The sequence below is a fragment of the Neisseria leonii genome, assembly GCF_028776105.2.
Lineage (GTDB): Bacteria > Pseudomonadota > Gammaproteobacteria > Burkholderiales > Neisseriaceae > Neisseria > Neisseria leonii.
Genome location: NZ_CP145606.1, coordinates 1,512,921 through 1,524,461, shown reverse-complemented (window position 1 = coordinate 1,524,461; position 11,541 = coordinate 1,512,921). Strand labels below are relative to the sequence as shown.

The 11,541-nt window shown below is 53.6% G+C and carries 12 protein-coding genes; 11 read left to right on the top strand and 1 reads right to left on the bottom strand.

Annotated elements, in window-relative coordinates; translation table 11 throughout:
* The first annotated feature begins 289 nt into the window (after positions 1 to 289).
* The 11 genes from ORY85_RS07255 to mmsB all read left to right on the top strand — a co-directional run bounded on the left by ORY85_RS07255 (position 290) and on the right by mmsB (position 9,777).
* The gene (locus ORY85_RS07255) at positions 290 to 1,153 is read left to right on the top strand and encodes a ParB/RepB/Spo0J family partition protein (RefSeq protein WP_274571947.1); all 864 of its coding nucleotides are present in this window, start codon (positions 290 to 292) and stop codon (positions 1,151 to 1,153) included.
* A 234-nt stretch (positions 1,154 to 1,387) separates the two neighbouring features.
* Positions 1,388 to 1,741, top strand: a complete 354-nt coding sequence (locus ORY85_RS07250) for an ATP synthase subunit I (RefSeq protein ID WP_274571946.1) — start codon at positions 1,388 to 1,390, stop codon at positions 1,739 to 1,741.
* Positions 1,731 to 2,597, top strand: coding sequence for a F0F1 ATP synthase subunit A (atpB, locus tag ORY85_RS07245; RefSeq protein ID WP_274571945.1), 867 nt, complete (start codon positions 1,731 to 1,733; stop codon positions 2,595 to 2,597). Before ORY85_RS07250 ends, atpB begins: the two co-directional genes overlap by 11 nt.
* 68 nt (positions 2,598 to 2,665) lie before the next feature.
* A complete protein-coding gene (gene atpE, locus ORY85_RS07240) occupies positions 2,666 to 2,899 on the top strand; it encodes a F0F1 ATP synthase subunit C (RefSeq protein WP_004284425.1) in 234 nt (77 codons plus the stop codon).
* Positions 2,900 to 2,971: 72 nt separating this feature from the next.
* A complete protein-coding gene (locus tag ORY85_RS07235) occupies positions 2,972 to 3,442 on the top strand; it encodes a F0F1 ATP synthase subunit B (RefSeq protein ID WP_274571944.1) in 471 nt (156 codons plus the stop codon).
* Positions 3,443 to 3,445: 3 nt separating this feature from the next.
* Positions 3,446 to 3,994 carry a F0F1 ATP synthase subunit delta gene (locus ORY85_RS07230; RefSeq protein WP_274571943.1) on the top strand — a complete coding sequence of 183 codons (549 nt, stop codon included), beginning with the start codon at positions 3,446 to 3,448 and terminating at the stop codon, positions 3,992 to 3,994.
* A gap of 10 nt (positions 3,995 to 4,004) precedes the next feature.
* The gene (gene atpA / locus ORY85_RS07225; protein ID WP_274571942.1) at positions 4,005 to 5,552 is read left to right on the top strand and encodes a F0F1 ATP synthase subunit alpha; all 1,548 of its coding nucleotides are present in this window, start codon (positions 4,005 to 4,007) and stop codon (positions 5,550 to 5,552) included.
* Between the two features lie 23 nt (positions 5,553 to 5,575).
* Positions 5,576 to 6,448: a F0F1 ATP synthase subunit gamma gene (gene atpG, locus ORY85_RS07220; RefSeq protein WP_274571941.1), complete on the top strand. Its 873-nt coding sequence runs from the start codon at positions 5,576 to 5,578 to the stop codon at positions 6,446 to 6,448.
* 32 nt (positions 6,449 to 6,480) lie between these two features.
* Positions 6,481 to 7,878: a F0F1 ATP synthase subunit beta gene (atpD, locus tag ORY85_RS07215; protein WP_274571940.1), complete on the top strand. Its 1,398-nt coding sequence runs from the start codon at positions 6,481 to 6,483 to the stop codon at positions 7,876 to 7,878.
* A gap of 10 nt (positions 7,879 to 7,888) precedes the next feature.
* Positions 7,889 to 8,311, top strand: a complete 423-nt coding sequence (locus ORY85_RS07210; protein ID WP_274571939.1) for a F0F1 ATP synthase subunit epsilon — start codon at positions 7,889 to 7,891, stop codon at positions 8,309 to 8,311.
* 539 nt (positions 8,312 to 8,850) lie between these two features.
* Positions 8,851 to 9,777 carry a 3-hydroxyisobutyrate dehydrogenase gene (gene mmsB, locus ORY85_RS07205; protein ID WP_274571938.1) on the top strand — a complete coding sequence of 309 codons (927 nt, stop codon included), beginning with the start codon at positions 8,851 to 8,853 and terminating at the stop codon, positions 9,775 to 9,777.
* A 159-nt stretch (positions 9,778 to 9,936) separates the two neighbouring features.
* Here the strand turns inward: mmsB and ORY85_RS07200 are convergent, their stop codons facing one another.
* Positions 9,937 to 11,439 (bottom strand): CoA-acylating methylmalonate-semialdehyde dehydrogenase, encoded by a 1,503-nt coding sequence (locus ORY85_RS07200; protein ID WP_274571937.1) that lies wholly within the window; start codon positions 11,437 to 11,439, stop codon positions 9,937 to 9,939.
* Between the last annotated feature and the right edge of the window lie 102 nt (positions 11,440 to 11,541).

Here is an 11,541-nt window from a genome sequence, read left to right as displayed (position 1 = left end):
GTTTGTACGGTTTTTGTCTGCCGCTCAGGCCGTCTGAATCCGAAAAGCCGGTGCGGCGTGTATCGGTGCGGCAAAGATAAAGCGGCCGTTTGCCGGGTGCCGTGCGGGCGGGGTGCGCAGGTCGGGTGGATAAACGGCTGTTGTCGAGAGAATGGCAGGACGGCTGCCTGCACCGTTTTCAGACGGCCGGACGAAACGGTTTGTCCGCGGGCGGCAATATCCGATAGAATGCGCGGTTGTTTGAATCCGTATCAGGCGCGGCGGTGTGCCGCTAAAAGGAAATATCAAGATGGCAAAAACAAAATCCGGCGGTCTGGGCGGCCGCGGCTTGGACGCGCTGATGGCGGCCGCTTCCGAAGACAGTGCGGGCGACCGTCTCACAACTGTGCCTTTGGCCGACATCAAGCCCGGCCGTTATCAGCCGCGTGTGCAGATGGACGATGAGGCCTTGCAGGAACTGGCCGAATCGATTAAGGCGCAGGGCGTGATTCAGCCGGTGATTGTGCGTGAATACGGGCTGACCGGATACGAACTGATTGCGGGCGAGCGGCGTTGGCGGGCGGCGCAGATGGCCGGTTTGAGCGAAATTCCCGTCGTGATTAAAAGCATCAGCGACGAAACCGCACTGGCGATGGGTTTGATTGAAAATTTGCAGCGCGAAAACCTCAATCCGATTGAAGAAGCGCGCGGCCTGAAACGCCTGGCCGACGAATTCAGTCTCACTCATGAGACCATCGCCAAAGCCGTAGGCAAAAGCCGCAGCGCGATTTCCAACAGCCTGCGTCTGCTGGCTTTGCCCGAACCGGTTCAGGATTTGCTGTATGCGCGCCGTCTCGAAATGGGACATGCCCGCGCCCTGTTGGGGCTGCCGGTGGTCGAGCAGCTTGAACTGGCACAAAAAACCGTGAAAAACGGCTGGTCGGTGCGTGAAGTGGAGCGGCGCAGCCAGCTGGCGCAGCAGGGAAGGAAAAATACTCCGGCCAAACCCACGCCGCCGGATCTGCTGCGCCTGAACGAAGCGATTACGCAGGCATTGGGCGTGAATGCCGAAGTGAAAAGCAGCCGTCGGCACAAAGGGAAAATCGTGCTGCATTTCGATAATGCCGATACTTTGGACGCGCTGCTGCACAAACTCGGTGTCCGTTACGACTGAACGGCTTTCCGTTTGTCGGAAACGTTCCGTCCGGTGCTTTCTTGGGGTCGGGCGGAACGGCTTATGCCGCCAAATGCGCACCGTGCTTTTCAGACGGCCTGCGAATCCGGGCGCAAGCAGGCAGGAAATATGCGAAAACTCACGAGAATTAACGATTTGTCTTGACTGATGCGCCCCCTTTTTATTATAGTAGCGCGGCCTAAATAGCCTGTTGCTGCGTGTAGTGGTAATAAAATGTTCAAAATCTTATCCTTACAGGCGGTTGTGCTGTCGGTGGCTGCTGGTTTGGCTTGGCTGGTGTCCGGCGGTACGGCGGCAGTATGGGCGGCAGCGGGCGGCTTATGCTATTTACTGCCTTCGGCGGCCACGGTATTGGTCTTAAAGCTTTTCCGCAATTATCCGCAATATGCCGGATATGCATTTATTTTCGGAGAGGGTTTAAGAATAGTACTGGCATTGGCCATGATGGTGGTTCTGTTTGCCCTCTACCGTCGGCAAATTCATTTTCCGGCTTTTCTGGCCGGGCTTCTGGCTGTCAGTCATGTGGTTTTTTTAGCATTTTGGAAAGTTAAACGTTATGGCAAGTGAATCGATGACCGCTGCCGACTACATCAAGCACCACTTGGAAAGCTTGACCAGTCTGTCGGATGTAACAAGAGGCCAGGGCCTGAAAAATATTGCTGACTTTTCTTTTGTCAATATCGATGCCGTCTTTTTTGCGGTTGTTTTGGGTGCGTTGGGCAGCTTTTTCCTGTGGCGCGGTGCAAAAGCCGCTACTGCGGGCATACCGAACCGTTTTCAGGCGGCTGTCGAAATGCTCTATGAGTTTGTCGACGATATGTGCAAAGGCATTATCCATAATGCAGAGTCGCGCAAGGCTGTTGCCCCTCTGGGTTTGGCGCTGTTCGTGTGGATTTTCCTGATGAATGCCATGGACTTGCTGCCGGTGGATCTGCTGCCGATGGCGTGGCAGGGGGTAAACGGCGACAAAGGCGCATTGCTGCGCGTGGTGCCGACAGCCGATTTGAATACCACATTGGCGTTGGCAATCGGGGTGCTTTTGGTGTGTATTTATTACAATATCAAAATCAAGGGCGGTAAAGGCTGGCTGCACGAGCTGTTTACGGCACCTTTCGGCCCTTTTCTCGCGCCGGCCAACTTTCTGTTGAATATTGTTGAATTCCTGTCCAAAACCGTATCGCACGGTATGCGGTTGTTTGGTAATATGTATGCCGGTGAGCTGGTGTTTATGCTGATCGCCTTGCTGGGTGGTGCATGGGCGGCTTCCGGCAGTGTGACGCTGATGGATCCGTTCCTGTTTGTGATGCATATTTTAGCCGGAGTGGCATGGGCGATTTTCCATATTTTGGTAATTACCCTGCAGGCTTTCATTTTTATGGCACTGGCGTTTGTTTATATCAGTCAGGCGCATGAGGCGCACTAAATTTTGTTGTTTTTCATTTTTTCCAACGTAGTTTATAACCTTTCTGTTTCTTTTTAAGGAGTTTTAAAATGGGTTTGATTGCTATTGCATGTGGTTTGATCGTTGCTCTGGGCGCTCTGGGTGCTTCCATCGGCATCGCTATGGTCGGTTCCAAATATCTGGAATCTTCTGCACGCCAGCCTGAATTGATCGGCCCGCTGCAAACCAAACTGTTCCTGATCGCCGGTCTGATTGATGCCGCCTTCCTGATCGGTGTTGCTATTGCCCTGCTGTTTGCTTTCGTTAACCCGTTTGCTGGCTAATCCGACACGGACTGGATTTCCTTTTCGGAAACGGTGTTTGTTTGATTAACCCTGATACGAAGGTTAAGTAAAGTGAATTTAAATGCAACCTTATTTGCGCAGTTAATCGTCTTTTTCATTCTGGTTTGGTTTACGATGAAATTCGTGTGGCCGCCGATTGCAAAAGCGCTTGACGAGCGTGCCGCTAAAATCGCCGAGGGTTTGGCTGCTGCCGAGCGCGGTAAAAGCGATTTTGAGCAGGCTGAAAAGAAAGTTGCAGAACTCTTGGCCGATGGCCGCAGCCAAGTTGCCGAAATGGTGGCTAATGCGGAAAAACGTGCGGCGGCAATCGTGGAAGAGGCAAAAAGCCAAGCTTCTGCCGAAGCTGCCCGTATTACGGCGCAAGCCAAAGCCGATGTGGAGCAAGAAGCCAACCGCGCCCGCGAGGCTTTGCGTGAACAAGTTGCTGCTTTGGCTGTGAAGGGGGCAGAATCGATTTTGCGTAGCGAGGTAAATGCCGAAAAGCACGCCGAATTGCTGAGCAACCTGAAACAGGAGCTGTAATGTATGGCTGAGTTCGCAACCATTGCCAGACCTTATGCAAAAGCATTGTTCGATCTGGCAGACAAACAAAATCAAATTGAATCTTGGTTGAGCGGACTGAAAGAAATGGCATGGTCTGTGCAGCAGCCCAAGGTTGCTGAGTTGATTGAGCAGACCGAAACCGACAGCAAGCAGAAAGCCGATTGGCTGATTGGTTTGCTGGCTGATTCTCCTGCGGTGCAAAGCGAGATGTTCCGTAATTTCGTACATATTGTCGCGCAAGAGAAACGTTTGCAGGTTTTGCCGGAAATCTATACCCAATACCAAGATTTGGCCTTGTCACGCAATAATGCCAAAAAAGCGGTTGTTTTCAGTGCGTTTGATTTTGCTTCCGAAGCAGAGAAGCAGCAGATTGTCACTGATTTGGAACAACGCTTCAACAGCCGTTTGGAAGCCACTTTCAAAACCGATCCGGCATTGATCGGCGGTATCAAAGTGGAGGTGGGTGATCAAGTATTGGATCTGTCCGTACAGGGTAAGTTGCAGAAGCTGTACGCGGCAATGACAAATTAGGAGAGTTTTCATGCAGCTTAATCCTGCTGAAATCAGCGATTTGCTGAAAGCCAAAATCGAGAACTTGGATACCAAACAGGAATTGCGTACCCGCGGTACGGTGATTTCGGTAACGGACGGTATTGTCCGCGTTCACGGCTTATCAGATGTAATGCAAGGTGAGATGCTCGAATTTCCGGGCAATACGTTCGGTTTGGCCATGAACTTGGAGCGCGACTCTGTCGGTGCTGTTGTATTGGGCGAGTACGGGCATATCAAGGAAGGTGATGAAGTCAAATGCACCGGCCGTATTTTGGAAGTGCCGATCGGCAGAGAGCTGGTTGGCCGCGTAGTCAATGCATTGGGTCAGCCGATTGACGGGAAAGGTCCGGTCAATACAACTCTGACTGCGCCGATCGAAAAAATCGCACCGGGCGTTATTGCGCGCCAGTCGGTCGATCAGCCGATGCAGACGGGTTTGAAGGCAATTGATTCGATGGTGCCGGTAGGCCGCGGTCAGCGTGAGCTGATTATCGGAGACCGTCAAACCGGTAAAACGGCTGTGGCATTGGATGCCATCGTGAATCAAAAAGGTACCGGTGTCATCTGTATCTATGTGGCAGTCGGTCAAAAAGCCTCTTCCATTGCCAATGTGGTGCGTAAATTGGAAGAGCATGGTGCGATGGCGCATACTATTGTGGTGGCTGCGACTGCTTCCGAAGCGGCGGCATTGCAATTTATCGCGCCGTATGCCGGTTGCACTATGGGCGAATTCTTCCGCGACCGCGGCGAAGATGCCCTGATTGTTTATGACGATTTGTCCAAACAGGCTGTTGCCTACCGTCAGATTTCCCTGCTGCTGCGCCGTCCGCCCGGTCGTGAAGCCTATCCCGGCGACGTATTTTATCTGCACAGCCGCCTGCTGGAACGTGCCGCGCGCATCAATGCAGATGAGGTGGAAAAGCTGACTAACGGCGAAGTCAAAGGTAAAACCGGTTCGCTGACTGCTTTGCCGATTATTGAAACACAGGCCGGCGATGTATCTGCGTTTGTACCGACTAATGTTATTTCGATTACAGACGGCCAGATTTTCTTGGAAACCGACTTGTTTAACTCGGGTATCCGTCCCGCCATTAACGCCGGTATTTCTGTATCGCGCGTGGGCGGTGCGGCGCAAACCAAAGTCATCAAAAAATTGGGTGGCGGCATCCGTTTGGCTTTGGCGCAATACCGCGAATTGGCGGCGTTCTCGCAATTTGCTTCCGATTTGGACGAAGCAACCCGCAAGCAGTTGCAACATGGCGAAGTGGTAACGGAATTGATGAAGCAGAAGCAGTTCAGTACACTCAATACCGCAGAAATGGCACTGACGCTGTGGGCAATCAACAATGGTTCGTACAGCGATGTACCGGTGTCCAAGGCTTTGGCATTCGAAAGCGAATTTCTGAGCCATGTGCGTACCCAGCACCCCGAAGTGCTGGATGCGGTTAATGCTTCAGGCGCTATGTCTGACGAAAACGAGCAAGTATTGACTGCTGCCATGAAATCTTTCAAAGCGGCTTACAACTACGCGGCGTAAGCACTTGATGAAAGGAGTCTGAAATGGCAGTAGGAAAAGAGATTCTCACCAAAATCCGCAGTGTTCAGAATACCCAAAAGATCACTAAGGCAATGCAGATGGTGTCAACCTCTAAAATGCGGAAGACTCAAGATCGGATGCGTTTGGCGCGTCCGTATGCCGATAAAGTGCGTCTGGTCATGAGCCATTTGGCACAGACCAGCGACCATCACGGTATCGCACTGCTGGAAGAGCATCGTGAAGTACGCCGTGCCGGTTTCATTCTGATTACCACCGATAAAGGATTGTGCGGCGGTTTGAATGCAAACGCCCTGAAAAAGTTTTTTGCCCAAGTGCAACAGTATCAGGAGCAAGGCGTAGAAGTTGATGTGGTGTGTTTCGGCAGCAAGGGTTTGGCAGCCTGCCAGCGTGTCGGTTTGAATGTTGTGGCCAGTGCAACCAATTTGGGCGATACGCCGAAAATGGAATTGCTGCTGGGTGCGCTGACGGAAATTTTCCAGCGTTACGAAAAAGCCGAGTTGGATGTCATCCATATGGTTTATTCCAAATTCGTCAATACGATGCGCCAGGAACCGAGCATCGAAGTATTGTTGCCCATCGGCAAAAATACGTTGGAAGAAGCCCCTGTCGGCGATTACAACTGGGATTACCGTTACGAACCCGATCCCAATGCTGTATTGGCATACTTAGTCCGCCGTTATTTAGAGTCTGTGGTATATCAGGCATTGAGCGACAATATGGCTTCCGAGCAGGCTGCCCGCATGGTGGCGATGAAGGCGGCTACCGACAATGCCGGTAATGCGATCAAAGAGTTGCGTTTGATTTACAACAAATCGCGCCAAGCAGCGATTACCACAGAGTTGTCAGAAATTGTGGCCGGAGCGGCAGCCGTTTAAGGCACGCAGGCCAGTTAAAATAGGATACGATAATGAGCCAAGGCAAAATCGTACAAATTATCGGTGCGGTTGTCGATGTGGAATTTCCCCGCGATTCGATTCCGCGTGTATTCGATGCTTTGAAATTGGTTGATACGGACCTGACGCTGGAAGTGCAGCAGCTTCTGGGCGACGGTGTGGTGCGTACTATTGCAATGGGCAGTTCAGACGGCCTTAAACGCGGTATGGACGTGAGCAATACCGGATCGCCGATTACCGTGCCGGTCGGTCAGGCAACATTGGGCCGCATCATGGACGTGCTGGGCAACCCGGTTGATGAAGCCGGTCCGGTCAATTCCGAACATACCCGTGCCATTCATCAGGAAGCACCGAAATTCGACGAATTGTCGAGCACAACCGAGCTGCTGGAAACCGGCATCAAGGTCATCGACTTGCTATGCCCGTTTGCCAAGGGCGGTAAGGTCGGTCTGTTCGGCGGTGCCGGTGTAGGTAAGACCGTAAACATGATGGAATTGATCAACAACATCGCCAAAGCACACAGCGGCTTGTCTGTGTTTGCCGGGGTGGGCGAGCGTACCCGTGAGGGTAACGACTTCTACCACGAGATGAAAGATTCCAACGTGTTGGACAAAGTGGCTATGGTATATGGCCAGATGAACGAACCCCCGGGCAACCGTCTGCGCGTCGCCCTGACCGGTCTGACGATGGCCGAGTATTTCCGCGATGAAAAAGATGCCGACGGCAAAGGCCGCGACGTCCTGTTCTTCGTCGATAACATTTACCGCTATACGCTGGCCGGTACCGAAGTATCCGCCCTGCTGGGACGTATGCCGTCTGCCGTAGGTTATCAGCCGACGCTGGCGGAAGAAATGGGCCGTCTGCAAGAGCGTATTACCTCAACGCAGACAGGTTCGATTACGTCAATCCAAGCCGTCTATGTACCGGCCGACGACTTGACCGACCCGTCTCCTGCAACGACATTCGCCCACTTGGACGCAACAGTGGTATTGAGCCGCGACATTGCTTCTCTGGGTATTTATCCGGCAGTGGATCCGCTGGATTCGACTTCGCGCCAACTTGACCCGATGGTGTTGGGTCAGGAACACTATGATGTGGCGCGCGGTGTCCAGTCTACCCTGCAAAAATACAAAGAATTGCGCGACATCATCGCTATTCTGGGTATGGACGAATTGTCTGATGAAGACAAACTGACCGTAATGCGTGCGCGTAAAATCCAGCGCTTCTTGTCCCAGCCTTTCCATGTGGCCGAAGTCTTTACCGGCTCGCCGGGCAAATATGTTTCGCTGCGCGATACCATCGCAGGCTTTAAAGCCATTCTTTCCGGCGAATACGACCACCTGCCTGAACAAGCGTTCTATATGGTAGGCGGCATCGAAGAAGCGGTAGAGAAAGCAAAAACCTTAAATTAAGGAGGCCGGCATGAGTGTCATGCAAGTTGAAGTGGTCAGTAACGAACAAAACATCTATTCAGGCGAAGCCAGCTTTGTTGTGGTGCCGACTGTACAAGGTGAACTCGGTATTTACCCAAGACACGAGCCGGTTATGAGTTTGGTGCGCCCGGGTGTTTTGCGCCTGCAAGTTCCCGGCCAGTCTGAAGAAGTGCTGGTAGCCGTATCGGGCGGCCTGTTGGAAGTACAGCCTGACAAACTGACTGTGTTGGCCGATGTGGCCGTGCGCAGTACGGAAATGGATCAGGCGCGTGCCGAAGAGGCCAAAAAAGCTGCGGAGGCGGGTATCCGTCAGGCAAAAGACGATGAATCGCGTGCCAAAGCCCAAGCTGCTTTGGCCGCTGCGATTGCCGAACTCAAAACGCTGGATTATATTCGTTCGCAAAAGCATTAAGTTGAAACGACTGATAAAAGCACGGTTTTGGCCGTGCTTTTTTTATTTGCCCACCCGGTGCGGCGATGTCTTTATACTCTGTCGGCTGTCGCGCCACGGTAAGTGGTGCGGTTGCGGATTGTGCAGGCCAATTTGGCAAATGAGGCCGTCTGAAAGCCGGATAACGGCGGGCGGGATAGTGAAATGTATGGTTGGAATCTGTGTATCCGTATCTTTCGTTGTGTGCTGCTGATGAGCCGGCAATTGCATACCTGAACGGTCTGCTGCGCTGTGCAGATGAGAGGGTGTGGTTCTGATTTTGTCTGCCTGACTTTGTCTATGGTGAAGAGAAACCCACTTCGTTCGTTTTAGATTCAGAAGCCTGCTATGCACGTTTTGGTTTGTAGAAACCCACCCCTGTCCGCTTTCAGACGGCCTGATCGGTTTGATACAGCCTTTATCAGATTTTTTGATGGAATAATTAAAATAATACGATTTGTATCAATTTGTGATTATTTGTATGATTTGACGGTCTGCAACGCAAAAGGGAGGAGTGAAACATGAAACCGGATATGCCGCATATCGCTTTTATCGGGTTGGGCAATATGGGTGCACCAATGGCGGTGAATCTGTTGAAGCAGGGTTACCGGGTCAGTGTAGCCGATGTGAATGCCGAAGCAGTATCGGCTTTGGTGGCGCAGGGGGCGTATCACAGTGTTACGCCGCATCAGGCGGCAGAGGGGGCAGATGCCGTCATTACCATGCTGCCGGACGGCAGGCAGGTAAAGGCTGTTTACTTGGGTGCAGAGGGCGGCAAAGGGATATTGGACGTTTTATCCGCAGGTGCACTGGCTGTTGATTGCAGTACGATTGCGGCAGATGATGCCCGTTTGGTGGCGGCAGAGGCGGTCAAGCGCGGCATTGCTTTTGCCGATGCGCCGGTGTCGGGTGGTACGGCGGGTGCGGCAGCGGCAACCCTCAGTTTTATGGTCGGCGCGGAAACTGCCGATTTCGAGCGTGCTTTGCCTCTGTTGCAGGCCATGGGTCGCAATGTTTTTCATGCAGGGGGCTGTGGTGCGGGGCAGACTGCCAAAATCTGCAACAATATGCTGTTGGGCATATTGATGACGGGAACGGCAGAGGCTATTGCGCTGGGCGTCAGAAGCGGGCTGGACGCGTCGGTGCTGTCCGATATTATGGCGAAAAGTTCCGGCGGTAATTGGGTGCTGAATGTCTATAACCCGTATCCCGGCGCGATGAAAAATGTACCGGCGGCAAATGCTTACCGTAACGGTTTTTCGAGCAGGTTGATGCTGAAAGATTTACGGCTGGCGGCCGGATTGTCCGAATCGGCGGGGCTGGAAACGCCGATGGGGGAACAGGCGCGGCAGATGTATGAGCATTTTGCTGCCGATACCCAAAACGGCAGTTTGGATTTTTCCGCCGTATTGGGCGAGTATCTGCCGCAGGTTCTGCCCCGGCGGTAAGGTTTGCCGGTATACGGGCAGCCGAAGCAGTGTGCCGCTTTCCGGCCGGAATGGATGCAAGACCGGCGCGGTTTTGAGACATGGCAGAGGCCGTCTGAAAATAGTGCTACGCACTATTTTCAGACGGCCTGGACAGAGCTGCCGTACGGGCTGCCCGCCTCAACCCAAAACCGGCATGGCGAATACCGCGCCCTCGCGCACTTCGGCGGTCGGCCAGCGCTGGGTAACGGTTTTGCGGCGGGTGTAGAAGCGGGTACCGTCAGGGCCGTAAGTCCCCAAATCGCCGAACATCGACTGCTTCCAACCGCCGAAACTGTGGTAGGCCACCGGTACGGGCAGCGGGATATTGATGCCGACCATACCTGCCGATACGCGGTCGGCAAAATAACGTGCGGCTTCGCCGTCGCGGGTGTAGATGCAGGTACCGTTGCCGTAAATATGCCCGTCAATCAAATCCATCGCTTCCTGCATAGTGTCCACACGGACCACCTGCAACACGGGGCCGAAAATCTCTTCCCGATAACTCACCATATCGGGCGTAACGCGGTCGATTAATGTCGCACCCAGATAAAAACCGTTTTCATAACCGGCCGGTACGGACGGATTGCGTCCGTCGACAACGATTTCGGCTCCCTGAGCCTGCGCACCTGCGATGTAGTCCTCCACTTTGGCTTTGTGTGCGGCGGTAATCAGCGGACCGAAATGGTTGGCCGCATCGGAAAACGGGCCGGTTTTCAGATGCCGCATACCCGCTTTGATGCCCGCCACCATACGGTCTGCCGTTGCATCTCCCACCGCCACGGCTACCGATAAAGCCATGCAGCGTTCGCCCGAAGAGCCGAATGCCGCCCCCAGCAGGGAATTGACGACATTGTCCAAGTCGGCATCGGGCAGAACGACGGCATGGTTTTTCGCCCCGCCCATCGCCTGACAGCGTTTGCCGTTGGCAGTCGCCGTGGCGTAAACATATTTGGCGACGGGGGTCGAACCGACAAAGCTGACTGCCTGCACGCGCGGGTCGGCCAGCAGCGTATCGACCGCCTCTCTGCCGCCGTTGACTACATTCAACACCCCGTCGGGCAAACCCGCTTCCTGCATCAGCTGCGCCAACAGCAGGCACACGCTGGGGTCGCGTTCAGACGGCTTCAAGACAAAAGTATTGCCGCAGACAATGGCCAGCGGAAACATCCACAGCGGCACCATCGCGGGAAAATTGAACGGCGTAATCCCGGCCACCACGCCCAAAGGCTGGAAATCGCTCCACGAATCAATCTCGGGGCCGACGTTTTTGCTGTACTCCCCTTTCAGCATCTCGGGGGCGGCACAGGCAAATTCGACATTCTCAATACCGCGCTGCAACTCGCCGGCGGCATCGTGGACGATTTTGCCGTGCTCCTCGCCGATTAAGGCACAGATTTTGTCGCGGTTCTGCTCCAGCAGTTCTTTGTAGCGGAACATGATGCGCGCCCGCTTCAATACAGGCGTTTTGCGCCATTCGGGAAAAGCGGCCTGCGCCGCCGCCACCGCAGCTTCCACGGTAGCCTTTCCCGCCAACGCCACCTGTCGAGCGACCGCACCGGTAGAAGGGTTGTACACATCTTGGACAGAGGCGGCATCGTGAACGGTTTTTCCGCCGATAAAATGGCCGACAATATGGGACATGATGTTTCTCCTTTTACAATAATCATCACAAACACCGGTTTTAGCTTCGCAGAAACCCGCTGCGCTCGTTTTCAGACGGCCTGATTCGGAGTCAGCGGAAAA

Bases quoted from the DNA above. Each gene is read 5' to 3' on its own strand.
- ORY85_RS07255 (WP_274571947.1), top strand. From the start codon at position 290: ATGGCAAAAACAAAATCCGGCGGTCTGGGCGGCCGCGGCTTGGACGCG.
- ORY85_RS07250 (WP_274571946.1), top strand. From the start codon at position 1,388: ATGTTCAAAATCTTATCCTTACAGGCGGTTGTGCTGTCGGTGGCTGCT.
- atpB (WP_274571945.1), top strand. From the start codon at position 1,731: ATGGCAAGTGAATCGATGACCGCTGCCGACTACATCAAGCACCACTTG.
- atpE (WP_004284425.1), top strand. From the start codon at position 2,666: ATGGGTTTGATTGCTATTGCATGTGGTTTGATCGTTGCTCTGGGCGCT.
- ORY85_RS07230 (WP_274571943.1), top strand. From the start codon at position 3,446: ATGGCTGAGTTCGCAACCATTGCCAGACCTTATGCAAAAGCATTGTTC.
- atpA (WP_274571942.1), top strand. From the start codon at position 4,005: ATGCAGCTTAATCCTGCTGAAATCAGCGATTTGCTGAAAGCCAAAATC.
- atpG (WP_274571941.1), top strand. From the start codon at position 5,576: ATGGCAGTAGGAAAAGAGATTCTCACCAAAATCCGCAGTGTTCAGAAT.
- atpD (WP_274571940.1), top strand. From the start codon at position 6,481: ATGAGCCAAGGCAAAATCGTACAAATTATCGGTGCGGTTGTCGATGTG.
- ORY85_RS07210 (WP_274571939.1), top strand. From the start codon at position 7,889: ATGAGTGTCATGCAAGTTGAAGTGGTCAGTAACGAACAAAACATCTAT.
- mmsB (WP_274571938.1), top strand. From the start codon at position 8,851: ATGAAACCGGATATGCCGCATATCGCTTTTATCGGGTTGGGCAATATG.
- ORY85_RS07200 (WP_274571937.1), bottom strand. From the start codon at position 11,439: ATGTCCCATATTGTCGGCCATTTTATCGGCGGAAAAACCGTTCACGAT.